The sequence below is a fragment of the Pseudomonas sp. MAG002Y genome, from assembly GCF_019400845.1.
Taxonomy (GTDB): domain Bacteria; phylum Pseudomonadota; class Gammaproteobacteria; order Pseudomonadales; family Pseudomonadaceae; genus Chryseomonas; species Chryseomonas luteola.
In genome coordinates this window covers 1-24,888 of sequence record NZ_WOEJ01000030.1, presented here as the reverse complement: position 1 = coordinate 24,888, position 24,888 = coordinate 1, and the positions used below count along the sequence as shown (strand labels likewise).

Sequence of the window (24,888 nt, the reverse complement as noted above, 5' to 3'; positions counted from 1 at the left end):
ATGATGGGTTTGCCCTGGAACTCATGGTCCGGGATGCCCTGGTTCTTCATCCAGCTGCGATACATGAAGCCGTTCTTGTCGGCATTGCCAAACCACTGGGCCGAGCGCAGGGTGGTCTTTTTTGTGGACATGATGGATGTCTCTTATCTATGGGATAGGCCGGGTCACAGGCAAAAGCGACCCCATCGGCACGTGTCAGCACGCGTGCCGTGGGGTCTCCATTAGGTATCAGCGCTGCTTGAAGCGGTCGATTACAACGGCCAGCAGCAGAATCGTTCCACGGATGACGTATTGGTAGAACGTGTCGATATTTTTGAGGTTCATGGCGTTCTCGATCACTGCCAGGATCAGCACGCCAGCAATGACGTGACGAATCATGCCGATACCACCGGCCAGCGATACACCTCCCAGTACACACGCTGAGATCACTGTAAGCTCGAAGCCCTGCCCTATCATTGGCTGACCGGAGGTCATACGAGAGGCCAAGACTACCCCTGCCAATGCTCCGATGACCCCCTGCATGGCAAAAATGATGATCTTGGTACGATCAACGTGTACACCTGCCAGCAAGGCGGCTTCTTCGTTACCACCGATAGCCAGCGTGTTGCGTCCAAACGTGGTGTAGTTGAGCAGCCAGCCAAAGAACAGGATGCATACCAGTGTGATCAAAATCGGCACCGGAACACCAAACATCTGACCATTACCAAAGATAAAGAACTTCTCTTCCATTACGCCTACGGCCTTGCCGTTGGAAAAGATGTAACCCAGTCCGCGCACAATCTGCATGGTCGCCAAGGTTGTGATCAAGGCATTGATCTTGAGTTTGGCAATGACCAGCCCATTGATGAGTCCTACGCACAACCCCATTGCCAGTGCAGCGGTTACCCCTAGCGCCACGCTATTGAATTCACGCATTACTACCGCTGCGACGACGCCCGCACAGGCAATGACCGAGCCTACAGACAGGTCAAAATGCCCAGATGCCAGACAGAACAACATGGTGCAGGCGACGATCCCCGTTGTGGAGATTGCCAGCCCTAGCCCTCGCATGTTGAGCGGCGAAAGAAAGTTATCGATAAACAAGGTACAGAGAACAAAGATCGCCAGGGCCGCCAGCATCATCGCCCAGTCATCAATAAAACGGCGAGTATCAAAGCTACGGCGCGGTGCCGCCAAGGCGTTGTTTTGCGTGGACATGGAACACCTCAATTGTTTTTGTATTTCGAAGCCTTCAAGGCAACGCAGGCTTGTTACATATCAGGCGCGCGTACGGGGCAATGCGAGCTCCAGCAAACGCTCTTCGGTCGCCTCGGCACGTGCCAGCTCACCCGTTACAGCACCTTCACTCATGACCATGATGCGGTCCGCAACCCCCATGACTTCCATGAGATCGCTCGACACCACAATCACTGCAATGCCTTTGGCCGCCAGCGAGTGAATGATCTGGTAGATTTCGGATTTCGCACCGATATCGATGCCGCGTGTAGGTTCGTCCAGCAGCAACACCTTCATGGGCATGGACAGCCAGCGCCCCAGGATGGCCTTCTGCTGGTTACCGCCCGAAAGGTTTTTGATCTTCTGATAAGGCGTAGGTGTTTTTACATTCAATGCGCGGATCTGCTTTTCAGCGTTTTCCTTTTCCCAGCGGCTTTGAAGCAGGCAGCTCCAGGTTGCATGCCGCGGACGTGCGCTGATATTGATGTTTTCAGCCACGCTGCCCAGCGGAACGATGCCTTCTTTCTTGCGATCCTCGGGACAGAGCAGAATGCCAGCAGCGATGGCATCACGTGGGTTGCGAAGCGTCAGCGCCTCGCCCTTGAGCTTGAGCACGCCCGCACTGTGCCGTTCAAGACCTGATAGCAGGCGGAGCAACTCGGTACGCCCTGCTCCAACCAGCCCGAAGAGCCCAAGGATTTCACCCTGGCAAACCTCAAAGCTGACTGGCTGCTGCAGACCACGCCCCATCAGGCCGGATACGTTCAAACAACCTTCGCCCTTTTCACGGGGACGATAGTCATAGATATCGTCCAGACTACGTCCTACCATGCAGGTGATCAGCTGATCCGGCGTGGTTTCACTCATGCGCTCGAATGTGCGCACATGACGTCCATCCTTGAAGATCGTGACGGCATCGCAGATATGGAAGACTTCTTCCATTCGGTGCGAAACATAAAGAATGACTTTTCCCTCATCGCGCAAACGCGCAATGATTGCCATCAGCCGCTCGGTTTCACGGGCAGACAGGCTGCTGGTGGGCTCATCGAATGCAATTACATGGGCGCCACGAGACAAGGACTTGGCAATTTCCACCAACTGCCGTTGTCCTAGGGACAGACGCCCGACGCGCGTATTCGGATCGATTTCCTCCGCTAGGCCTTTCAGCAATTGCAGAGCCTGTTGACGAAGACGCCCACGGTTAACAATGCCGTAGCGGGCCGGCAAGTGACCTAGAAACAGGTTCTCAGCAACAGTCATTTCCGGAACGAGTTGAAGTTCCTGGTGAATCACGGCTACGCCATTACGGATACTGTCCGCCGTGTTCTTGAAGACCATGTCACGATCACCAATGCGCAGATGACCGCTACTGGGCTGGTAATAGCCACCCAGAATCTTGAGCAATGTTGACTTGCCTGCACCGTTTTCCCCCATCAGGGCATGTACGGAGCCGGGGCGAGCCGTGAAGTTGATGTCGGACAGCGCCTTAACGCCAGGAAACGTCTTACCAATGCCCTGGAACGCAAGGCTTTCGCCCTGCACCGACTGCTGTAATGCTTCCATATCACCTCCTAAAGCGACGCCATAGAGGCGTCGCAAGGTTGCAAGGAGTCCGTCAGGCGGACCGGATAATGCAGGAGACGGTTATTTCCAGAGCCCGATCTTTTCGAGTTCCTGTTGGAAGTTTTCGCGTGTGATCAGCGTAACCTTGTCCATGGCGGTGTACTTGGGCGGCTCTTTACCGGTAGTCACCCATTCGTACATCATGGTGGCGGTCTGATAGCCCTCTTCGTGTGGGCTGGGAAGCATCGAGCCGAAGAATCCGCTGTTGGGCTTTTTCAACTCACCGATAGCATCTGTACCATTGATGCCGATTCCGATCACGTTTTCAGCACTAAAACCGGCACTTTCAGTCGCCCTCACACCACCCAGCACTGTGTTGTCATTCATACCACCTACGATCAGGTGCTTGGCGCTACCCGGTAGCTTGACGAGTGCGGAGCTGGTGGCATCCATGCTGCCGGGGACATCCAGCGTCTTTTGCGGCGCATAAATGATGTGGTCCTCTGGCAGACCGGCGTCACGCAACGCCTTTACAGAGCCGTCGGTACGCTGCTTTCCGGTATCCAGCTCATTGAAGGTGTTGATGACCGCGTAGGTTTCATCCCACTTCCAGTTGCGCTTCTTGGCTTCAGCGGCCATTGCCTCGCCCTGTTGACGCCCTACATCAAAGGCGGCCATGCCCAGGTAAGGCACGTCTTCCATGAACTTTCCGTCGGAGCCGACAAAGCGATCATCCACGGCCATGACTTTCAAGCCATTGATCTTGGACTTAGCCACGATGGCTGGGCCGAGGGAAACATCAGGTGGACAAATGACAAAGCCTTTAGCACCGTTAGCCGCCAGGCTATCGATAGCGGAAAGCGTTTTTTCACCATCAGGTACAGCAATCTTGAGGAGGGTGAAGCCTTTGTCTTTCGCAGCTTTTTCTGCAAAAGCCCACTCGGTCTGAAACCAAGGCTCTTCAGGTTGCTTGACGAGAAAACCGATCTTTACTTCTTCGGCATGGGCGACCGAAGCCGCAGATAACGAAAGGCCCAGCGCACCAGCTGCCAAGGCAGATCTCACCAGGGAAGAAATCCCACGGCCACGAAACATAGCTACCTCCTTATTTTTATTGAATAGCTAGCGTGTACTGCATCAAATTGTGCTGACACCTGACTGATGTAATAAGACAGGCCAGGCGAAACAGTCATATCATAATATGATTGGACTCGATCGACTGCAACTCTTCCTTGAGCAATCGAAAAAAGAGAAGCGCTGGATCACAAATCGAGTCGCTTAACGTCAACCCATGAAGCGATGGCACGGCATCCCGGCCACATCCACACGCGCATAAAGCACAGAACCATCCAGAGGCTGATCACCTGCCGCACTCGTGACATAGAGCGTCTTGAGGTCATGTCCGCCAAACACACAACTGGTAGGCCGGGACACAGGTAGCTCTATAATCGTGTCGACACAACCGTCTGGAGCAAATCGAATCAGACAGTGGCCATCCCAGCGCGCATTCCAGACATATCCCTGCGAATCCATGGCAGACCCATCCGGATGACCACGCTCATGGGCCTGCGCCCAAACTGTTCTTTCGCCAAGCCCCTTGGCACCAATAGTATGACGGTAGATCACGCTTTCCAGCGTATCGGCGGTGTAAACGCAATCCCCCTCTGTACTCCAGAGTAGCGTGTTGGCAATGCCGATATCGCTGGCCAGACGAGTGACCTTCGCATCAGGACCGATATGAAACAATCCACCTGAACGACGGGTGATCGGCAGGTCTTCGCCCTGCTCACCTATATTGTTCTGCATGCTGCCTAACCACAGATTCCCTGCCGCGTCGCAGCGCGCCTCATTGGCGCGGTTCCCCTCAATAGGATCCGGTACGCAGAACAGTGAAAGTGAAGGTGCATGCGGTGGTGATTCCAGATCCAGGCGGTGAACACCACTGACCATGGTCAGCAACGCATCTCCGCGTATCGTGGGAATAAAGGCCGAAACAGGCTCGGTCACCTGCCATTCAGAGTAATGCCCCCCCTCCAGTCGACAGGCTTTCTTACCTACGATATCCACCCAGTACAACGCCTGGGTGGGCTCATCCCAAAAAGGACCTTCCGCTAATTTAAAGCGATGGGATATAACCGGTTGCCACTCCATAAAGCATCCTTATTTGTAGTTATGAATGCACAGCTCACGCTAACTACTAGCCTGAGCATATTTAGAAATCGTGACAGCAGCCTTGTCGATCAACGTCATGCATGCCCAAACGCCCCGAGAGGAATCTCGCGCAGCAATGGCATCCGCCAGCTCCTTGTGCAAGGGCAGCGTTCGTTGCAACTCAGAAGGATCGACAGACGAAATCTGAAAGGAAACGGCAAGCAAGGCGCCTAGCGCGGGTACCATTTGCTCGATGAACTGGTTGTGACTGGCCGCCAGGACGCACTCATGGAAGTGCTGGTCGGCACTGTTGTAATCTCCACCTGAAAGCGAAGCTTCCAACGCTGTATAGGCCGCCTGGACGCGCCTGATCTGCTCAGGTGTTGCACGCTCGCAAGCCCAGCGCACAGCCACTGGCTCAATAGCACGCCGCAAATCAAGCAGATCCTTGACGAAATTCTCGGGCAAGCCGCCACGACTCAACCATGCCACCACCTGGGGATCGAAGAGATTCCACCGATTTAGGGGTAATACACGGCTTCCCACCTTGGGGCCCACCTCGATCATCCCCTTGGCGACCAGTGTCTTGATGGCCTCCCGCACGACCGTTCGACTGACCCCCAACTCCTCACCAAGATCCGCCTCGACTTTCAGCGCATCCCCAGGCTTGAATTGCCCGGAAGCGATCAAGCTACCCAGTTTATCTACGGCTGATGCGTGAAAATTATTCGACATTCAGACCTCGCCCTCGCCCGCTTTGACCTACAAGCATCTTAACGACTGTTGAAGGCCGTTGCTCGATCAGCGCAAAGACGTATTGTTATTGATAGAAAGCGCTCTAATCATCATATGATTAGACGAGGCAACTGAAAAGAAAAATAAGGAGGGCGGTTATTGCGCACAGCTGTGCAGCTGCCAATCAGCCGCACAGATGTTAGAGAAAACTATCAGACGTTAAGACGGAACCACACCCCGCCCCATTGCTCTGCTTCGCATTTAGCTTCCTGCTCGTTGTTGAACTCCGAAATGATTCCTCCATGTGCATAAACCACAGCCCATGCCTCCTGCACAGTTTTCTGAATGATAGATACGAATGAAACAGGCTCTTCTGGGGATACTGATGTCTGGATGCTTTCCATTTTTTGCTCATCCTTTGAATTTTATTATTGCAGCCCTTTCCTCATCCTTTTGTAGAAAGGACTACTGGATGCACGCTGAACAATATTCTTTGACAAGCAGGTCAGAACAACACATACAGACAAGCGCTGCAGTACAACTAGGACCTACGTCACGCTGTAGAAATGAAATACGCTAATTAATTCAATCTTAAGCGTGAAAAATTGTGACAGACAGACGAGCGGTAGCAAAGTGCCTTCATGGCAAAAGACTATTGCTAAACACGAGAATATCTGCCCGCAAAAGCAGCAAATTCGAGAAGTTGATTAGAGGGTCAAGCTGAACGCTTTAAGAATGGAGGTGGCCCCACCAGCCACACCCCGGCACACGATGTCACCGCTACGGCTGCTTCCTTCCGGACCTGACCGGGTTCACGGCTGATCGTTGCGGGGGGACCGGCAGGACCACCATAACGAACGTCACCAACAGGTGAGGCGCATCATTCTACTCACTTGAGCAGAAGTTACAAGCTTTTCAGTCATTTAGCGGATAATTAATAAGATGGCGCCTTCTGGATGGAGGGCGCCGTCTTATTTTCAGCTCACCTCGAAGCTGGCCAGACGATCAAGCAGAGCCTGCTCATCCAGTACCGTAACACCTAGCTCGGTTGCCTTGGTCAGCTTTGATCCAGCGCCCGGACCTGCTACGACACATGTGGTTTTGGCAGATACCGATCCGGAAACCTTAGCGCCAAGCGCCTCGAGCTTTTCCTTGGCTACATCTCGACTCATCGCCTCTAGCGTTCCTGTCAGCACCCACGTCTGACCTGCTAGCGGCAACCCTTCCACTTGTGTCCTTTCGCTTTCCCAATGCATACCAAATTCGCGCAGCTGTGCCTCAATCCTTCGCGCGCGCTCTGCATGTTCAGCCTGACCGAAGAAATCGCGCACGGCATTCTTGGCTCTTTCGTTCAAGCCCTTCATGGCGCTCAGGTCCAGCCAGTCGGCAGTAATCAACGCTTCCAGCGTCTTGAAGTGACCGGCGAGGTTTTTAGCGCCGGTTGCCGCTACATAGGGAATACCCAGCTTCTCGATGAAATCGGCAAACGTGGCGTAGCCAGCGAACTCAGGATGAAGCTCACCCTCCTCCTGAACCTGCACGCCATTACGCAACAAATCACCAATGACATTCTGGTTGTGCTCTTCCTCGAAGAAGTTATGGATCTCGTACGCGACCTCATAACCAATATCGGGTAAGTAGATCAGCACTTCCGGCAAGGCCCGCTGAATACGCTCCAGACTCCCGAACGTACGTGCCAGCAGCTTGGCAGTTTCCTCGCCGACATCGGGGATGCCCAAGGCAAAAATGAAACGTGCCAGCATAGGCGTTCGGCTGTTCGCGATAGCGCTGAGCAGGTTTCTGGTCGAGATTTCCGCAAACCCCTCCAGCTGGATGACCTGCTCAAAGGTCAACGCATACAGATCAGCCGGTGACTTGACCATACCCCGGTCTACCAGCTGCTCGATAATCTTGTCGCCCAGCCCATCGATTTCCATCGCACGGCGTGACGCAAAATGAATGATGGACTGCTTGAGCTGCGCCTGACAGACCAGGCGACCTACGCAGCGATAGACAGCGCCCACGCTGACCGATTCTCGTCCCTTGCCTCGCTTGACGAGCTGTGTCCGCTCCACTTCCGAGCCGCAGACGGGGCAATGGGTCGGCACTGCTACAGGCCGAGCATCTGCCGGACGACGCTCAAGCACCACCTGCATGACCTGAGGAATAACATCGCCTGCACGGCGGATGATGACAGTATCGCCAATCATCACGCCCAGCCTTTCGACCTCATCCATATTGTGCAGGGTTGCATTGGTGACCGTAACGCCGCCCACTTGAACCGGCTTGAGACGAGCAACAGGCGTGATGGCACCCGTACGGCCCACCTGAAACTCGACGTTGGTAAGCTCCGTCAGCTCCTCACGGGCTGGAAACTTGTGAGCAATTGCCCAGCGCGGCTCCCTGGCCCGGAAGCCCAACTCCTTCTGCCAATCGATACGGTTGACCTTGAAAACGACGCCATCGATTTCATAAGCGAGCCCATCACGTCGCTCGCCAATATCATGGTAGTAATCACGGCACGCCTGAGCACCTTTGGCCAGCTTCAGCTCCTTGCTGATCGGAATGCCCCACTTGCGAACCGACTGCAAGATCTCGTATTGAGTATTTGGCAGCGTTCCGCCCTCTACCCGCCCGTAGCCGTAACAGCAGAATTCGAGCGGGCGCTTGGCAGTAATACTGGAGTCGAGCTGGCGCAAACTGCCTGCGGCGGCATTACGTGGGTTCGCAAAGGTCTTTCCACCAGCCTCCATGGCGCGCTCATTCAAGGCTTCGAAACCGGCCTTGGACATAAAGACTTCGCCCCGCACCTCGAGCACCTCCGGCCAACCACTGCCCTGCAGCTTGAGCGGGACGTTGCGGATAGTACGCACGTTGGCGGTGATGTCCTCGCCTGTCGTGCCGTCACCACGGGTCGCCCCGCGAACAAGCACGCCCCGCTCATACAACAGGCTTACCGCCAGGCCGTCGAGCTTGGGCTCACAGGTGTATTCAATTTCTGCCGTCTGGCTGAAAAGATTGTTACCGTTATGACTGCCAAGCTCATCAGCCAGCCCGTCCCGTACGCGGCGATCAAATTCGAGCAAATCCTTTTCTTCAAAGGCATTCCCCAAACTTAGCATGGGGACTTCATGGCGAATCGTCCCGAAAGCCGACAGGGCGGAGCCACTCACCCGCTGCGTGGGGGAGTCAGGCGTAATCAGCTCAGGGTGCTCGGCCTCAAGCGCCTTGAGCTCACGAAACAGCCGATCGTATTCGGCATCCGGAACACTGGGTTCATCCAGAACATAGTAACGGTAATTATGCGCATCGATTTCGCTGCGCAAAGAAGCGATCCGCTCGGCGGCATCTTGGGCTTGGGTCATGCTGTTCTCTCTCTAGCACCAAGGCTGGACGTCATGTCCAGCAACAGGCAGAAACAAAAAGAGCAGCATAAGCTGCTCTTTAATCGACTCTGAAATCGGCTCAGCGTTTCTGAGTCAGGCTCTTGCGTTCGAAGTCGATGATACGCTGGCGGTAGTGCTCGATGGTCTGTGCCGTCATGACGCTACGCTGCTCGTCCTTCAATTCGCCGTTAAGCTCGGAGGCCAGCTTGCGAGCGGCTGCCACCATCACTTCAAACGCCTGCTTGGGATGCCGTGGGCCAGGCAGACCTAAAAAGAAACTTACAGCCGGCGTGCGGAAGCTATCGATGTTATCCAGATCGAACGTACCTGGCCGTACGGCATTGGCCATAGAGAAAAGCACTTCGCCGTTGCCGGACATACTCTCGTGGCGATGGAAGATATCCATGTCACCAAAGCGCAGACCACTTTCCAGAATATTCTGCAACAGAGCCGGACCGCGAAAGCCGTTCTCATCACGTGAAATCACGTTGATGACCAACACCTCTTCTACGGGCGGCAGCTCCTTGCGATCTTTGCGCGGCTCTTCCATCGCAGACAGGTCCGGCTCGGCGTCGACGATGTCCTTGCGGGCCTTGCCCTTGCCACGAGCCGGTGCCTCATCGTCATCAGTCAGGGCACTGAACTGGGGTTCGGCGCCGCCTAGCTCCAACTCTTCCGCAACAGGTTCTTCGCGGCGCTTGCGAGCGGCACGACTTGGGCGAGGCGCTTCTTCCTCGCTATCAAAAGACGGCTCCTTATGTTCGACCACACGAGACGGCCCTAGTAGTTCTGAACTACCGCCCTCATCGGACTGGCCGGAGAGATTGTTGTCCAGGCGAAACTTGAGTTTCCCTTTCCCGCTCATCCGTCGCCAGCCATCGAAAAGTATGCCGGCGATTACGATAATGCCGATGATGATCAGCCATTCGCGCAGACCGATATCCATGTAAGACGCATACCTCTGTCAAAAATCAACTTCGCGCTCGCCATTTGCCATGCATAGCAAAATGCCAAACGCCCAAAAACGGGCATAAACTAGCACGCCCGCCACCAACTTTACACCGTCTGTCGTATCAAGCTTCAGCCAAAGCAACAGCTTCTTCGACATCGACGGCCACCAAACGCGAACAGCCCGGTTCGTGCATCGTCACGCCCATCAGCTGATCGGCCATTTCCATGGCGATCTTGTTGTGTGTGATATAGATGAACTGCACTTTTTCGGACATTTCCTTCACCAGCCGCGCGTAGCGGCCAACGTTGGCATCGTCCAGAGGCGCATCCACTTCGTCAAGCATGCAGAATGGCGCTGGATTGAGCTGAAAAATCGCAAAAACCAACGCGATTGCCGTCAATGCCTTCTCACCGCCCGACAAAAGATGAATCGTGCTGTTCTTCTTGCCCGGCGGACGCGCCATGATCGCAACCCCGGTATCGAGTAAATCTTCTCCCGTAAGTTCCAGATAGGCGTGTCCGCCGCCAAAAACTTTTGGAAACAAGGCCTGAAGGCCATTATTGATCTGATCGAATGTTTCCTTGAAACGATTGCGCGTTTCACGGTCGATCTTGCGAATCACGTTTTCGAGCGTTTCCAAGGCCTCAACAAGATCATCGTTTTGCGCATCCAGATAGCGCTTGCGCTCGGATTGCTGCTGATACTCCTCGATGGCTGCCAAGTTAATGGCACCCAGGCGTTGAATACGCGCATTCAGCGCCTCCAGCTGAGACTCCCATGCCGACTCGGTGGCATCCTCAGGCAATGTAGCCACTACGGTCTGCAGGTCATACCCCTCTTCATGCAGCTGCTCCTGAAGGGTTTTACGGCGCACGGACAGCCCCTGCCACTCAAGCCGCTGCTGCTCCACCTGACTGCGCACCACCTGCGCCTGCTGCTCGGCCTGGGTACGGCGGCGCTCGGACTCACGCAGCTCACGATCCGCCTCCTCCAGAGCCATGCGCGCGCCTCGCAGCTCCTCATCGACGCTCATGCGGCGCTCAAGCAGCTCTTCGAGTTTCAACCTGAGCTCCTCAATTGGCGCGGAGCCTTCCTCAAGGTTGAGGCTGAGCTGTTCACGCCGCTCGTCGAGCCGAGCCGCCTGGAGCAGCAGACGCTCCAGTGCCTGCTGAGTAGAGTCATGCTGGGCTTTGAGCGACCCCAGCCTTACAGCCAGCTGATGAGCCTGCTCCTTATGCTGCCTCGCCTCCTGACGAGCCCGATCCAGCCGCTCGCGTAGCGTCTCGCGCTGAGCGATCAACAGGTCGCGGCGCTCGGTATCGGCAGCCATGGCATCCAATGCATCCTGAAGGCTCAGTCGTGCCTCACCAATCTGCTCGGTCTCGATAGCGCGTTGCTCTGCCATTTCAACCCGCTCTTCTTCAAGCCGCTTTCGGCGCAGTCCAAGCTGCTCGGCCTTGGCCTGCCGTGCCGACAGCTGAGCCCTGACTTCACCCTGGCGGCGGCTCTCCTCCTGAGATCGACGGCGGACCGTTTCGCGGTTGCGCTCTAGCTCTGCCAACTGCTCCTGCGCCTGCTCAAACGCCTTCTGCCCCTCACTCAACCGCTGTTCCAGCTGAGTACGCTCAGCGTGTAAACACTCAAGCTCCTGGCGGCGCGCCAGCACACCGCTTTCCGCCTCGCTGGAGCGCTGTATTCGCAAAAAGTGACGGGATACCCAATACCCGTCTCGACTGACAAGGCTCTGCCCATCAGCAAGCCTCTGCCGCTGCGCCAGTGCGTCCTCAAGGGTCTCCACTGGAAATACATTGCCCAGCCAGGGCGACAGATCATGTAGGGCTTCGACTTTATCCAACAAGCTCCCTGGCGTTGCAGGCGCTACATGCCCAGGTGTTACCAGGCGCAGCTCGCCCTGCTCGAATGCAGCTAGGTCGAGACCGGAGAGATCATCCAGGCAAACCGCCTGCAAATCAGCGCCCAACACCGTTTCAACAGCTCTCTCCCAGCCTGACTCAACCCGAACACCCTCGGCCAGGCGGCTACGCTCATGCAGATCATGCAGACGCATCCAGTCATCCGCCCCTTTTCCAGGATCGAGCGCAGCCTGCTGCAAGGCCTCCAAAGAAGCAATACGACCTTCCAGACGCTGCAGCTCACCTTGCGCCGTGGTCTGTTGGGTGGTTACAGCCTGAAGCTGCTCTCGACTGATAGCCAGCTGCTCGTTGGCCTCTATTTCTTCCTGGGCGAGATCCTCGAGAATCAACTCGATTCCAGCTAACTCTTCGCTGAGCTCGAGCAACGCTGCGTCTTCAGGATCCGCTGCCAGTTGCGTCAGCTCATCACGCAGTCGTCGCTCGCGCTCCATGAGCCGTTCCAGGCTTTGTTCCAAGTGACGGATACGGGACTGTTGAACATCAGCCTCACGTTGAGGCGCTGCACTGTGCTGGTTGAAGCTGTCCCACTGCTGCTGCCACGCTTGCATGGCCTGCTCGGACGCCTCCAGCGCCAGGGCAGATTCTTCAGCAGAAGCTGCGCTCATTTCCTGCTCGGGCTCCAGCATGGCCAGCTCTTCGGCCAAGGTAGCAAGAAGCGCCTGGTCATTACCCAGATGTGCGGCAGTTTCTTCCTGAGAGCGCTCGGCTTCACGCAGATCATCCTGCAGCTGACGCAAGCGCTGCTGGCCGTGCTGAATGCTCTGCTCGACCCGCGCAATGTCTCCACCAACCGAATAGAAGCGCCCCTGCACCTGATTGAACCGCTCGGACAAATCATGATGGCTGTCTCGCAGTCGCTCAATACTGGCATCAGCACTGCGCTGCTCAGCAACCAACGCTTCGAGCGCTACCTCCTGATTGCCAATGACGCGCTCACGCTGCTGCACCAGCTCATCCAGATCGCGCCAACGAAGTGCTCCCAGTTGGGCACGAAGCTGACGCTCTTCCGCCTTGTACTCCTGATATTTCTCGGCAGCCTGCGCCTGTCGGTGCAACCGTTCGAGTTGCCGTTCAAGCTCTTCACGCAGATCCGTCAGGCGTGCCAGGTTTTCCTGGGTACGGCGAATACGGCTTTCCGTTTCACGACGGCGCTCCTTATACTTGGAGATCCCCGCCGCTTCTTCGATGTAATTGCGCAAATCCTCTGGACGAGCCTCGATCAGCTTGGAAATCATCCCCTGCTCGATGATCGAATAACTACGCGGGCCAAGCCCTGTGCCCAAAAAGATATCGGTGATGTCGCGACGACGGCATTTGGTACCGTTGAGAAAATAGGTATTCTGCCCGTCCCGAGTTACCCGTCGGCGAATGGAAATTTCCGCATAGCTGGCATACTCACCGACTAGCGAGTTGTCCGAATTATCGAAAATCAGCTCGATTGAAGCCTGAGTAACCGGTTTGCGGCTGTTCGAGCCGTTGAAGATGACATCGGTCATCGACTCGCCGCGCAAGTTCTTTGCCGAGCTTTCGCCCATGACCCAGCGCACGGCGTCGATGATATTCGATTTGCCGCATCCGTTCGGCCCTACGACTGCCGACATATTGCTGGGGAAATTAACGGTTGTCGGGTCTACAAATGATTTGAAGCCCGCCAACTTGATGGATTTTAGCCGCATGCGCCCTTCCTTCGCGTGCCTTCATTACCGGCATGGCGAGAAGACACAAGGGTGCGATTTTAACATTAGAAGGAGTCTATGCCATGGCCGACGCTCAGCGCCTGCGCCGACGTCTGGAGATCATCATCTTCCACTCCAACACCGCTCCGGGACGTTGGTTCGACGAAGCCCTCCTGTTTACCATCCTAGCCAGCCTGGTGGTGGTCATGCTTGATAGCGTGGCGGAGATCCATGCTAAATATGACGAAATATTGTCCCTGTGTGAATGGGCGTTTACCGTCCTGTTCACCATCGAATACCTGCTAAGGCTATACAGCGCACGAAAACCTGCGAAGTATGCCTTCAGCTTTTTCGGCATCGTGGACTTGCTGGCGATACTGCCCAGCTTTATTGCGCTCTTTGTGCCTAGCGCTCAATACCTGCTGGTGATCCGTATCCTGCGCCTGCTCAGGATATTCAGGATTCTAAAGCTGCGTCAGTACCTGAATCAGGCCAATTTTCTGGTGACGGCATTAAGAGGTAGTCGGCAAAAGATCATTGTCTTCCTGCTCAGTGTTCTGACGATGGTGACGCTATTCGGCTCACTGATGTACGTAGTGGAAGGACCGGAAAATGGCTACACCAGCATTCCCAAAAGTATCTATTGGGCAATCGTGACGCTGACAACGGTAGGATTTGGCGACATGGTCCCGCAAACTGCTCTAGGTCAAGCCATCGCCAGCATCGTCATGATCAGTGGCTACTCGATCATTGCAGTACCCACCGGTATCTTTACCGCTGAGCTATCCAATGCCATTCGAGGCGAGAACAGTATCCACAAACCGTGCGGGGCGTGTGGCAAGGAACTCCACGAAGCACAGGCCTCGTTTTGTAGCCGCTGTGGAAACTCGCTTTATAAACGAACGGTAATACCGGAATAATGTGGCCTTTCCAGAGCGGGACGCTCTGATAACAACCGATAAGAGACATCACCATGATAAAAAAGCTCTTCGCTCCGCTACTGGCGGCCGGCCTGCTCCTAGGAGGTGCTGCGAATGCAGCGCCCCTGCTGAACGTTTCCTACGATGTGATGCGAGACTTCTACAAGGAATACAACCCGGCTTTCCAAAAGCACTGGAAAGAGACCCATGACCAGAATATAACCATTCAGATGTCTCATGGTGGCTCCAGCAAACAGGCCCGCGCCGTCATTGATGGCCTACCTGCGGATGTCATCACCATGAACCAGGCCACCGACATTAACGCCCTGGCCGACAATGGCGGGCTGATCCCCAAGAACTGGGCCGAGCGCCTACCGAATAACAGCGCTCCATTCACCTCCGCTACCGTCTTTATCGTTCGCAAAGGCAACCCAAAGGGCATCAAGGACTGGCCTGACCTGGTCAAGGAGGGTACGGAAGTCATCATTCCAAACCCCAAAGTCACAGGTAACGGACGTTACTCCTACCTGTCCGCCTGGGGATACGTTTTGAAAACCGGAGGCGACGAGGCCAAGGCCAAAGCCTTTGTGGGCGAGCTGTTCAAGCATGTTCCAGTTCTGGATACAGGCGGTCGCGCTGCTACCACGACCTTCATGCAAAATCAGATTGGCGATGTGCTGCTGACCTTTGAAAACGAGGCCGAAATGATTGCGCGCGAATTTGGTCGCGGTAACTTCGAGGTGATCTATCCCAGCGTATCGGCTGAAGCCGAGCCACCCGTCACGGTGGTCGACAAGGTCGTTGACAAGAAAGGCTCACGCGAAGTGGCTGAGGGATATCTCAAGTATCTCTGGTCGGAAGAAGGTCAGAGTATCGCAGCCGACAACTATCTGCGTCCACGCAATGTAGAGATTCTGGCGCAGTATCAGGACCGCTTCCCGAAAGTGGACTTCTTCTCAGTCGAGCAATTGTTTGGTGACTGGCGGACCGTACAGAAAACACACTTTGCCGATGGCGGCGTCTTTGACCAGATCTATACCCCGCACTAACTAACAGGCGGCATAAAAAGGCGGCTCGTAGCCGCCTTATTTTTCGCAAAACCCTATCAGTAATAGGCGTTTTCGCGATTGCTATGATCGGTTACGTCACGAACGCCTTTCAGGTCCGGGATACGCTCGATCAAGGTACGCTCAACACCATCCTTGAGCGTCAGGTCAACCTGACCGCAGCCCTGGCAGCCGCCACCAAAACGCAACACGGCAACCCCGTCTTCTACCACCTCAACCAGACTCACCATACCGCCGTGGCTGGCCAGACCGGGATTGATTTCAGTCTGCAGGTAATAATTGATGCGCTCGCTGATCGGGCTGTCTTCGCTGATCATCGGCACCTTGGCGTTGGGCGCCTTGATGGTCAGCTGCCCCCCCATGCGATCCTGGGCATAGTCGACAATGGCATCTTCCAGGAAGGGCTCGCTGATCGCATCGATCCAGGCGGTAAAGTCCTTCAGACCAAACGACGTATCTTCCGGCTTCTGCTCGCCCGGCTTGCAGTAGGCAATACAGGTCTCGGCGTACTGGGTTCCCGGCTGCGTGATGAAAATACGAATGCCGATACCGGGAGTGTTTTGCTTTTCAAGCAGGCCAGCCAGGTAATCCTGGGCGGCTTCAGTAATGGTGATAGCGCTCATTTCTACTCCTCGCTTACCTGGGCGCAGTGTACGCCAGAGCGGCCTACGGTTAAAGACTTACTAGTTTAGTAGGATAAATGGCACCTGTGCTTGATTCTTTCAAGCCCGACCCGCCGATAAATCTTGGACAAAACTTTTACCCGACGTGGGAATCACATCTGGACAGGCCCCGACAGAGGGCCATCCCAGATGGACCGTGAAGCCTAAGAGGAATGCCCCATGCTGACCAACCAACCCTTTCTGACCGATATCGAAACCATTCGCCAACGAGCCCGCCAACACATTGAAGACGGCCCCATCACCGAGGGCTATAGCGCCGATCGCGAAACTGTTATCAAGCTCCTTAACGACTCACTTGCGACCGAGATCGTATGCACGCTGCGCTACAAGCGTCACTACTTCATGGCTACCGGTATCAAGGCTAGCGTTGCGGCTGCCGAATTTCAGGAGCATGCCGACCAGGAACAGGAGCACGCCGATCGCCTGGCCGAGCGTATCGTGCAGCTGGGCGGCGAGCCTGATTTCAACCCTGAGGGTCTGCTCACCCGCTCCCATGCCCAATATGCTGAAGGTCACGACCTGCGTGACATGATCAAGGAAGACCTGATTGCCGAGCGCATCGCCATCGATACCTATCGCGAGATCGTGCAGTACATCGGTGATAAAGATCCAACCACACGGCGCATCTTCGAAGACATCCTGGCTCAGGAAGAAGAACACGCCGATGACATGGCTGGCTTGCTGCAAGGCCTGGACTGATCAGCACCGCACATCAGAAGCCCGCTTGAAACAGCGGGCTTTTTTATCGCTTACTCATGCGCCCGAATAGACCGTAACCTGATTGCGGCCATTATGCTTGGACTGGTAGAGCGCCTGATCGGCACGCTCCAGCAACACCTCATGGCTCTCTACGGGCAGGCTCAGGTCGGCAATGCCCAGGCTGATCGTAAAGGTAATCTGCTTACCTTCGTGCTCCACCTTCAGTTGCTCAGCCTGCTGGCGCAAGCGTTCTGCAAATATCTGGGCGCCACTGGATGGCGTATCCGGCATCAGAATGACGAACTCCTCACCGCCATAGCGCCCCGCCCTGTCGGTTGCCCGAATATGGCCGTTAATCAGATTAGCCAGAGCCTGGATGACCTTGTCGCCTCCTGGATGACCGTAGGTGTCGTTGATCTTCTTGAAATGATCGATATCAAGAATCACCAGCCCGACATTGCAGCGGTAGCGCAAATGACGCGCGAATTCATGCTTCAGGCATTCATCCCAGAAGCCACGATTGAACAGTCCGGTCAGCCGGTCGGTTCGTGACAACTGCTCCAGCTGACCATTGACCGACTGCAGCTGACGCGTGTTGGTCGCAACCCGTGTCACATCATAGATAATGATACCGATGTAACCCACTCCGCCTCGCGTGTCACGCAGCGGCAGAATAGTGACATTCTGGTACATGTAATCTTCCAGACCTGTAATAGGCTGATAATTCTTGAACTTGACCAGATAAGGCCGCTGTTCCCAGATGGTGAACATCGGCGTGCCCAGCATGGCCACACCTTCGACCTTGTAACGGAACCAGTCCTCGTCCATTTCAGGGAAAAGCGAGAATAGTAGCTTGCCCTGCGCATCACTCGGGACGATTCCCGAATGGTTTTCCATGAAACTGTTCCAGACTTCCACTTCATACTTGCGATTGATCACCAGCACACCAACATCGATGTGCTGCACGATATCCAGCATCCAGTGAAGATCGTCGAGTTCGATCGCCATGTATCAATCCATCATGTAATTGATTTTATTAGTAAGCCGCTTGACCGAGTCTTCGGTAAACAGCAGCAGCAAATCAAAATGTATGTCATGCCCTTCGAGGCTATAGCTCACCTCGACAGCCAGGGTCTTCTTCCAGCGCTGGCGATTGACCTGAATCAGATTCTCAAGCGCCGTATGTTGCCCCAGAATCATCGGGTGCCCCTGCGAGAAGCGCACATCGATCTGCTCCGACAAACCACTCAGGCATGCCCCAATCAGGATGCTGGCCAAGTCGAGCAGCATCTCCATCTGATCATTGTTTTGCGTGCTGCCACTGCGGAGCAGCGTTACCATGTCCTTGACTTCCGAATCATGGAAAATCAGCAAGGCCTCGCCCGCAATGCCATTACCGATAAACCCCTGACAGACCGCTGTGACACGGCTGCCGCGCTGCACATCGGCCAGCGCCATATGCAGCTCGCCTACCTCAAGGATGTTGACGTTGGGAATCGGAAGCTGCACGAAGACGTTGAGCACCTTGGCCAACAACGCTGCCGCGCGACCAATGGATACGTTGACCACTTCGCGGAAGGCATCACGAAAGCTGACATCAGGATCGGGACGATCCTCCATGACGGCTTCCTTGTTGGGTGCAAATCCAAGCAAGCCATGCTGAAGCAGCAGTGCCTTGAGCTGATCAGCGTCGGCTGGCTTTTTCAGAAACGCCAGTGCACCCAACTCCAGCACACGCCGTATGGCCTCTTCCTGAACGTCGCCAGAAACCACGATCACGTTGCACGTGATGTTTTCAGCCCGCATCGCCTCCAGCGTCTGATAGCCATCCATGACCGGCATGGTCAGGTCCAGTAACATGACCTGAACCTTGCCCTGACGCAGCACATTGAGCGCCTCACTCCCGTTGGTCGCCTGTGTAATGTCCACAGACCACTCGGGAGGCAAGGCACGAATCAGCTGCTTTCGTGCCATGGCAGAATCATCACAAACCAGTAGCGGAGTCGCAGTCACAATCGATACTCGTTAAAAATGGAAGCGTTATTACTTGAAGATAGCTCATATATCAGATGACCAAAGCAGTCTTCGTGCCATCTGACAGCTTTGCTATCATCCCTTTTTTGTCGCTGTAATCTGGATACCTGCCCATGATCGATCGCGCCGCACGCTTCTCCGCCCTGCAAACCGCACTCAAGGAGCGCATCCTTATTCTGGACGGCGGTATGGGTACAATGATCCAGAGCTACAGACTGGAAGAGGCCGATTACCGGGGCGAACGCTTCGCTGACTGGCCTAGCGATGTCAAAGGCAACAACGACCTCCTGCTTCTGACTCGTCCAGATGTCATTCAAGCGATCGAAAAAGCCTATTTGGATGCAGGCGCCGATATCCTCGAAACCAACACGTTCAACGCCACGCGCGTTTCCCAAGCCGACTACGGTATGGAAGCGCTGGTGTATGAGCTAAACGTGGAAGGTGCACGGCTGGCGCGTCAAGTTGCTGACGCAAAGACAGCCGAAACGCCAGATAAACCACGGTTTGTTGCCGGCGTGCTTGGCCCAACCAGCCGCACTTGCTCCATCTCGCCAGACGTAAACAACCCCGGCTACCGGAATGTGACATTTGACGAACTGGTGGACAACTACACCGAGGCCACGCGCGGCCTGATCGAAGGTGGCGCGGACCTGATTCTGATCGAAACAATCTTCGACACCTTGAACGCCAAGGCGGCAATCTTTGCAGTACAGGGCGTATTCGAGGAAGTCGGCTTTGAATTGCCGATCATGATCTCCGGTACGATCACCGATGCCTCCGGCCGCACCTTGTCCGGCCAGACCACTGAGGCCTTCTGGAACTCGGTCCGCCATGCCAAGCCCATCTCGGTCGGCCTCAACTGCGCGCTGGGTGCAAAAGAGCTGCGCCCCTATATAGAGGAATTGTCTGCCAAGGCCGAAACCCACGTTTCAGCCCACCCGAACGCTGGCTTGCCTAACGCCTTTGGCGAGTACGACGAAACGCCTGCACAAATGGCTGAGGTGGTTGAAGAGTTCGCGGCCAGTGGCTTTTTGAATATCGTAGGCGGTTGCTGCGGCACCACGCCCGGCCATATCCAGGCGATTGCCGAGGCGGTAGCCAAATACCCGCCGCGCGCCCTACCAGAGATCCCGCGTGCTTGCCGCCTGTCCGGCCTTGAGCCATTCACCATCGATCGCACGTCCCTCTTCGTAAACGTAGGCGAGCGAACCAACATTACCGGTTCCGCCAAGTTTGCCCGTCTGATTCGCGAAGAGAACTATGCCGAGGCACTGGACGTAGCCCGCCAACAGGTAGAGGCCGGCGCCCAGGTCATCGATATCAACATGGACGAAGGCATGTTGGACTCGAAAGCGGCCATGGTCACTTTCCTGAACCTGATTGCCTCTGAACCGGACATCTCCCGTGTGCCGATCATGATTGACTCCTCCAAGTGGGATGTCATCGAGGCCGGCCTTAAGTGCATCCAGGGCAAGGGCATCGTCAACTCCATTTCCATGAAGGAAGGTGTCGACGCGTTCATCCACCACGCCAAGCTTTGCAAGCGCTACGGTGCGGCTGTGGTCGTCATGGCCTTCGATGAAGCGGGCCAGGCCGATACCGAAGCGCGCAAGAATGAAATCTGCGCCCGTTCCTATGACATTCTGGTCAATCAGGTAGGCTTCCCGCCGGAAGACATCATTTTCGACCCGAACATCTTTGCGGTCGCAACCGGCATCGAAGAGCACAACAACTACGCGGTGGATTTCATCAACGCGTGTGCCTTCATCCGGGATAACCTGCCCTACGCCCTCTCCTCCGGCGGCGTTTCCAACGTGTCTTTCTCGTTCCGCGGCAACAACCCGGTGCGTGAGGCCATCCACTCTGTCTTCCTGTATTACGCCATCAAGAACGGCCTGACGATGGGTATCGTCAACGCGGGTCAGCTGGAAATCTATGACGAGATTCCCAAGGAACTGCGTGATCGAGTCGAAGACGTTGTGCTTAACCGCACCCCCAATGGCACCGAAGCGCTACTGGCCATTGCCGACAAGTACAAGGGTGACGGCTCCGTCAAGGAAGTCGAAACAGAAGAATGGCGCAGCTACCCAGTAGACAAGCGTCTTGAGCATGCACTGGTCAAAGGCATCACGACCTTTATCGTCGAAGATACTGAAGAAGCCCGCCAGCAATGTGCCCGCCCTATCGAGGTTATCGAAGGCCCGTTGATGTCCGGCATGAACGTCGTTGGTGACCTGTTCGGCTCCGGCAAAATGTTCCTGCCTCAGGTAGTCAAGTCCGCTCGCGTGATGAAACAGGCTGTGGCTCATTTGATCCCCTTCATCGAAGCGGAAAAAGGTGACAAGCCCGAGGCCAAGGGCAAGATCCTCATGGCGACAGTAAAAGGCGACGTTCACGACATTGGCAAGAACATCGTGGGCGTGGTGCTGGGCTGTAACGGCTACGACATTGTTGATCTGGGCGTGATGGTGCCGGCAGAAAAAATCCTGCAAACCGCTATCGAACAGAAATGCGACATCATTGGCCTCTCCGGCCTGATTACCCCATCGCTGGACGAAATGGTCCACGTCGCCAAGGAAATGCAGCGCCAAGGCTTCAAACTCCCGCTGATGATTGGCGGCGCCACGACCTCCAAGGCGCACACGGCCGTTAAGATCGAGCCGCAGTACAGCAACGACGCGGTGGTCTATGTAACCGACGCCTCCCGCGCCGTAGGTGTCGCCACCCAGCTGCTCTCCAAGGAACTCAAGGCGGGCTTCGTCGAGAAAACCCGTACCGAATATGCTGAAGTCCGTGAGCGCACGGCCAACCGCAGCGCACGTATTGAGCGCCTGAGTTATGAGAAGGCCGTCGCCAACAAGCCGCATTTCAACTGGCTGGGCTATCAGGCACCCAAACCCAGCTTTACTGGGGTCAAAGTGTTGGATGATATCGACTTGTCCGTACTGGCCGAATACATCGACTGGACACCCTTCTTCATCTCCTGGGATCTCGCCGGCAAATATCCGCGCATCCTGACCGACGAAGTAGTGGGCGAAGCCGCCACTGCCCTATTCAATGACGCCCAGGCCATGCTGAAAAAGCTGATCGATGAAAAGCTTATCAAGGCGCGTGCTGTGTTCGGCTTCTGGCCGGCCAATCAGATACGTAATGATGACCTAGAGGTCTACAGCGACTCCGGTGAAACTCTGGCAACGCTGCATCACCTGCGCCAGCAGACCATCAAGCCGGACGGCAAGCCCAACTTCTCCCTGGCCGACTTCGTAGCGCCCAAGGAAAGCGGCGTAACCGACTACATGGGCGGCTTTATTACCACCGCCGGTATCGGCGCAGAAGAATTGGCAAAGAGCTACGAAGCCAAGGGTGACGATTACAACGCCATCATGGTCAAGGCACTGGCCGACCGTTTGGCCGAAGCCTGCGCTGAGTGGCTGCACGAACGCGTACGTAAGGAGCATTGGGGTTACGCACGTGATGAGCAACTTTCCAATGAGGAACTCATCAAGGAACGCTATAAAGGCATCCGCCCTGCTCCCGGCTACCCGGCTTGCCCGGACCACACCGAAAAAGCCACGCTCTTCTCCCTGCTCGACCCAGAAGCACAGTTCAACCAGGCGGGCCGCAGCGGTGTATTCCTGACCGAACACTACGCCATGTTCCCCGCCGCCGCTGTGAGCGGCTGGTACTTCGCCCATCCGGAAGCGCAATACTTTGCCGTTGGCAAGATCGACAAGGATCAGGTGGAAAGCTACACGCAGCGTAAAGGCCAGGATCTCGCCGTCACCGAACGTTGGCTAGCCCCCAACCTGGGCTACGATAATTAACTAACCTGTAGGGTGGGTTACGCCGCTGGCTGGCCCACCTCTTCCCTCTCCAGATTCTACGTACCTGCCCATGACCACCGAAACGCCCTACCTGCTCGACCAACTCGAACTCGCCGACATGCTCGAAATCGACGGGCTTCATGCTGCCAGCTTTGCCTTGAACGATGATCTTCTCGACCAGGCCGATGCTGCCGCCGAAGCCGGTGAGTCTTTTGAAAGCGAAGAGATCGTCCTGACCATCGAAGCGCTGGACGGGCGCGAGCGCAAGCGCTGGCAGTTCAGCTACAACAGCGTAATGGAGGCCGAGCACAACACGACGACAAACAGCTGGCTGATCGAGGACCATCGTCTCGTCTGTTTTGAAGCCATTGGTGCCGACTCCGAAGACGAATAAAAAAGCCGCTTAAACCCGATCTAATGGACTCAAGACGGCCAGCCCACCGCGATTAAGCACGTGGGTATAAATCATGGTGGTTTTTACATCGGCGTGGCCCAGCAGCTCCTGCACTGTCCGAATATCCTGGCCACTCTCCAGCAGATGCGTGGCAAAGCTGTGGCGCAACGTATGGGGCGTAGCCAGCTTAACAATGCCTGCCACCTGAACAGCGCGTTTGAAGCCACGCTGAAGCCTCTGCTCATTGAAGTGATGACGCCTGACGGCACCACTGCGGGGATCAACCGATAAGCCAGAAGCTGGAAACACGTATTGCCAGCCCCACTCCCAGGGTGCTCTAGGGTATTTGCGCGTCAGGGCATCAGGCAGATACACATCACCGCGTCCTTGTGCCACCTCATGCTGATGAAGATGTTTCACATGAGAAAGTTGCGCCTTGAGCGGCTCAATCAAGCGCATGGGTAACACCGTAACCCTGTCCTTCTGGCCTTTTCCGTCACGAATAAGGATTTCTCGCCGACCAAAGTCGATATCTTTAACGCGCAGCCTGACAGCCTCCATCAACCGCATCCCTGTGCCGTACAGCAAGCTTGAGATAAGCCACGGCTCGTCCTTCAGATTCGCCAGAATCTTCTGCACTTCCTCTATGGATAACACCACAGGTAAACGACTCGGTTTTTTAGCGCGCACAACTTCACCCAGCCAGGGCAAGTCCTGCCGTAATACTTCTTTATAAAGAAATAGAAGCGCAGCCAGCGCCTGATTCTGGGTCGACGCAGCCACGTCTTTATTGACAGCCAGATGAGATAAAAAAGACTCAACCTCCGGTGCTCCCATTTCGACCGGATGTCGATAATCATGAAAACGAATGAATCGCTTGACCCACTCGCAATAGACGCGTTCCGTTCGGATCGAGTAATGTTTGAGCCTGATTTGCTCTTGCACTTGATCCAGCAGTCGTGGCTTCCTTTCCATGACGTATAACTCCTTTATACCGTCAGTGCTCCTCGGAAACGTCCACCCTAGACAGGAAGAATGAAGATGACAAGGAAGATTATCCGTCAAACGCGTCCAGCGTGTTATCCGTCACATGACGTCTAATAATAGTTAGGGTTCCCCACATGACGAGGTATGTTTTGTTAAAAAAACAATTTCTAATACTGCTCCTAGTTATTTCCGGAGTAACTTCACTTTCAGGCTATGCTGGCGATAACGATACTTTAGAAGAGTTCTTTAAACAAAGCATATCCGACCTGAATGAGTCTAGGTCAGCAGTAGATCATTTCAAGCAGAGAGGCTATGATTTTGAACGCCTACTATATGAAGCCTTTACTGGTGAACTATCTCTGGACGACAAACCTAATGAAAACGCCGCAGCTCTTTCCAAGCTTGGTTACTTCTTAACTCAAAACCGCAACATAAAATTTACCCGTGATTACGCCTCTAAATTCTTAGAACACTTAGAAAATAACAAATTAAGATACAGCAACAAAGGATTTAAGTTGCGTAGCATATTGATTATGGAAATAGAGTCGCACGTGACGGATTAAGGCAATTTGACGCACAAGCCTAACAACTGGTATATGGACTCTCCCCACAAGCAGTGAGGATAGCTTTTTCGATCCTGTCGTCAGCGCGGTTGCATTCGTATATCC

At 55.0% G+C, this 24,888-nt stretch carries 19 protein-coding genes and 1 other RNA gene; 6 read left to right on the top strand and 14 right to left on the bottom strand.

What is annotated here, in order from left to right; genetic code table 11:
* Nucleotides 1-228: 228 nt before the first annotated feature.
* The 10 genes from araH to smc all read right to left on the bottom strand — a co-directional run bounded on the left by araH (nt 229) and on the right by smc (nt 13,612).
* The gene (gene araH, locus GM154_RS24885; RefSeq protein WP_010794805.1) at nt 229-1,197 is read right to left on the bottom strand and encodes an L-arabinose ABC transporter permease AraH; all 969 of its coding nucleotides are present in this window, start codon (nt 1,195-1,197) and stop codon (nt 229-231) included.
* Nucleotides 1,198-1,257: 60 nt separating this feature from the next.
* Nucleotides 1,258-2,778 (bottom strand): L-arabinose ABC transporter ATP-binding protein AraG, encoded by a 1,521-nt coding sequence (gene araG, locus GM154_RS24880; protein ID WP_073450838.1) that lies wholly within the window; start codon nt 2,776-2,778, stop codon nt 1,258-1,260.
* Between the two features lie 81 nt (nt 2,779-2,859).
* The gene (locus GM154_RS24875; protein ID WP_219654086.1) at nt 2,860-3,873 is read right to left on the bottom strand and encodes a substrate-binding domain-containing protein; all 1,014 of its coding nucleotides are present in this window, start codon (nt 3,871-3,873) and stop codon (nt 2,860-2,862) included.
* 189 nt (nt 3,874-4,062) lie between these two features.
* Nucleotides 4,063-4,929: an SMP-30/gluconolactonase/LRE family protein gene (locus GM154_RS24870; RefSeq protein ID WP_074824043.1), complete on the bottom strand. Its 867-nt coding sequence runs from the start codon at nt 4,927-4,929 to the stop codon at nt 4,063-4,065.
* Between the two features lie 39 nt (nt 4,930-4,968).
* Complete coding sequence (locus GM154_RS24865; RefSeq protein ID WP_010794810.1) at nt 4,969-5,664, bottom strand: FadR/GntR family transcriptional regulator; 696 nt, start codon at nt 5,662-5,664, stop codon at nt 4,969-4,971.
* A 212-nt stretch (nt 5,665-5,876) separates the two neighbouring features.
* Nucleotides 5,877-6,068: a hypothetical protein gene (locus GM154_RS24860; RefSeq protein WP_010794811.1), complete on the bottom strand. Its 192-nt coding sequence runs from the start codon at nt 6,066-6,068 to the stop codon at nt 5,877-5,879.
* Between the two features lie 341 nt (nt 6,069-6,409).
* An RNA gene (gene ffs / locus GM154_RS24855) (signal recognition particle sRNA small type) lies at nt 6,410-6,506 on the bottom strand.
* Between the two features lie 135 nt (nt 6,507-6,641).
* A complete protein-coding gene (gene ligA / locus GM154_RS24850; RefSeq protein WP_219654083.1) occupies nt 6,642-9,029 on the bottom strand; it encodes an NAD-dependent DNA ligase LigA in 2,388 nt (795 codons plus the stop codon).
* A 100-nt stretch (nt 9,030-9,129) separates the two neighbouring features.
* A complete protein-coding gene (zipA, locus tag GM154_RS24845) occupies nt 9,130-9,996 on the bottom strand; it encodes a cell division protein ZipA (RefSeq protein WP_219654081.1) in 867 nt (288 codons plus the stop codon).
* Between the two features lie 127 nt (nt 9,997-10,123).
* Nucleotides 10,124-13,612 (bottom strand): chromosome segregation protein SMC, encoded by a 3,489-nt coding sequence (gene smc, locus GM154_RS24840; RefSeq protein ID WP_219654078.1) that lies wholly within the window; start codon nt 13,610-13,612, stop codon nt 10,124-10,126.
* An 83-nt stretch (nt 13,613-13,695) separates the two neighbouring features.
* Between smc and GM154_RS24835 the strand changes: the two genes are divergently transcribed.
* Both GM154_RS24835 and GM154_RS24830 read left to right on the top strand, forming a co-directional pair.
* Complete coding sequence (locus GM154_RS24835) at nt 13,696-14,532, top strand: ion transporter (protein WP_010794815.1); 837 nt, start codon at nt 13,696-13,698, stop codon at nt 14,530-14,532.
* 56 nt (nt 14,533-14,588) lie between these two features.
* Nucleotides 14,589-15,581: a sulfate ABC transporter substrate-binding protein gene (locus tag GM154_RS24830; RefSeq protein WP_219654088.1), complete on the top strand. Its 993-nt coding sequence runs from the start codon at nt 14,589-14,591 to the stop codon at nt 15,579-15,581.
* Nucleotides 15,582-15,637: 56 nt separating this feature from the next.
* On the opposite strand, the gene nfuA is transcribed toward GM154_RS24830, so the two are convergent.
* Nucleotides 15,638-16,222, bottom strand: coding sequence for a Fe-S biogenesis protein NfuA (nfuA, locus tag GM154_RS24825; protein ID WP_010794817.1), 585 nt, complete (start codon nt 16,220-16,222; stop codon nt 15,638-15,640).
* Nucleotides 16,223-16,441: 219 nt separating this feature from the next.
* Here nfuA and GM154_RS24820 point away from each other — a divergent pair, with 219 nt between their 5' ends.
* A complete protein-coding gene (locus GM154_RS24820; protein WP_019363835.1) occupies nt 16,442-16,981 on the top strand; it encodes a bacterioferritin in 540 nt (179 codons plus the stop codon).
* A gap of 54 nt (nt 16,982-17,035) precedes the next feature.
* Here GM154_RS24820 and GM154_RS24815 read toward each other — a convergent pair whose 3' ends face one another.
* Together GM154_RS24815 and GM154_RS24810 are read right to left on the bottom strand one after the other, a co-directional pair.
* Entirely contained in the window at nt 17,036-17,989 is a 954-nt protein-coding gene (locus GM154_RS24815) for a sensor domain-containing diguanylate cyclase (protein WP_219654076.1), read from the bottom strand.
* 3 nt (nt 17,990-17,992) lie between these two features.
* The gene (locus GM154_RS24810) at nt 17,993-18,955 is read right to left on the bottom strand and encodes a response regulator (protein WP_374940346.1); all 963 of its coding nucleotides are present in this window, start codon (nt 18,953-18,955) and stop codon (nt 17,993-17,995) included.
* Between the two features lie 173 nt (nt 18,956-19,128).
* On the opposite strand from GM154_RS24810, the gene metH reads away from it, so the two are divergent.
* Nucleotides 19,129-22,839 (top strand): methionine synthase, encoded by a 3,711-nt coding sequence (gene metH / locus GM154_RS24805; RefSeq protein ID WP_219654065.1) that lies wholly within the window; start codon nt 19,129-19,131, stop codon nt 22,837-22,839.
* 70 nt (nt 22,840-22,909) lie between these two features.
* Entirely contained in the window at nt 22,910-23,233 is a 324-nt protein-coding gene (locus tag GM154_RS24800) for a DUF5629 family protein (protein ID WP_219654062.1), read from the top strand.
* A gap of 9 nt (nt 23,234-23,242) precedes the next feature.
* Here the strand turns inward: GM154_RS24800 and GM154_RS24795 are convergent, their stop codons facing one another.
* Nucleotides 23,243-24,208, bottom strand: a complete 966-nt coding sequence (locus GM154_RS24795; protein ID WP_219654060.1) for an integron integrase — start codon at nt 24,206-24,208, stop codon at nt 23,243-23,245.
* Nucleotides 24,209-24,354: 146 nt separating this feature from the next.
* Here GM154_RS24795 and GM154_RS24790 point away from each other — a divergent pair, with 146 nt between their 5' ends.
* Nucleotides 24,355-24,783, top strand: a complete 429-nt coding sequence (locus GM154_RS24790) for a hypothetical protein (RefSeq protein WP_219654058.1) — start codon at nt 24,355-24,357, stop codon at nt 24,781-24,783.
* The last annotated feature ends 105 nt before the right edge of the window (nt 24,784-24,888 follow it).

Bases quoted from the DNA above. Each gene is read 5' to 3' on its own strand.
- araH (WP_010794805.1), bottom strand. From the start codon at position 1,197: ATGTCCACGCAAAACAACGCCTTGGCGGCACCGCGCCGTAGCTTTGAT.
- araG (WP_073450838.1), bottom strand. From the start codon at position 2,778: ATGGAAGCATTACAGCAGTCGGTGCAGGGCGAAAGCCTTGCGTTCCAG.
- GM154_RS24875 (WP_219654086.1), bottom strand. From the start codon at position 3,873: ATGTTTCGTGGCCGTGGGATTTCTTCCCTGGTGAGATCTGCCTTGGCA.
- GM154_RS24870 (WP_074824043.1), bottom strand. From the start codon at position 4,929: ATGGAGTGGCAACCGGTTATATCCCATCGCTTTAAATTAGCGGAAGGT.
- GM154_RS24865 (WP_010794810.1), bottom strand. From the start codon at position 5,664: ATGTCGAATAATTTTCACGCATCAGCCGTAGATAAACTGGGTAGCTTG.
- GM154_RS24860 (WP_010794811.1), bottom strand. From the start codon at position 6,068: ATGGAAAGCATCCAGACATCAGTATCCCCAGAAGAGCCTGTTTCATTC.
- ligA (WP_219654083.1), bottom strand. From the start codon at position 9,029: ATGACCCAAGCCCAAGATGCCGCCGAGCGGATCGCTTCTTTGCGCAGC.
- zipA (WP_219654081.1), bottom strand. From the start codon at position 9,996: ATGGATATCGGTCTGCGCGAATGGCTGATCATCATCGGCATTATCGTA.
- smc (WP_219654078.1), bottom strand. From the start codon at position 13,612: ATGCGGCTAAAATCCATCAAGTTGGCGGGCTTCAAATCATTTGTAGAC.
- GM154_RS24835 (WP_010794815.1), top strand. From the start codon at position 13,696: ATGGCCGACGCTCAGCGCCTGCGCCGACGTCTGGAGATCATCATCTTC.
- nfuA (WP_010794817.1), bottom strand. From the start codon at position 16,222: ATGAGCGCTATCACCATTACTGAAGCCGCCCAGGATTACCTGGCTGGC.
- GM154_RS24820 (WP_019363835.1), top strand. From the start codon at position 16,442: ATGCTGACCAACCAACCCTTTCTGACCGATATCGAAACCATTCGCCAA.
- GM154_RS24815 (WP_219654076.1), bottom strand. From the start codon at position 17,989: ATGGCGATCGAACTCGACGATCTTCACTGGATGCTGGATATCGTGCAG.
- GM154_RS24810 (WP_374940346.1), bottom strand. From the start codon at position 18,955: ATGGCACGAAAGCAGCTGATTCGTGCCTTGCCTCCCGAGTGGTCTGTG.
- metH (WP_219654065.1), top strand. From the start codon at position 19,129: ATGATCGATCGCGCCGCACGCTTCTCCGCCCTGCAAACCGCACTCAAG.
- GM154_RS24800 (WP_219654062.1), top strand. From the start codon at position 22,910: ATGACCACCGAAACGCCCTACCTGCTCGACCAACTCGAACTCGCCGAC.
- GM154_RS24795 (WP_219654060.1), bottom strand. From the start codon at position 24,208: ATGGAAAGGAAGCCACGACTGCTGGATCAAGTGCAAGAGCAAATCAGG.
- GM154_RS24790 (WP_219654058.1), top strand. From the start codon at position 24,355: ATGACGAGGTATGTTTTGTTAAAAAAACAATTTCTAATACTGCTCCTA.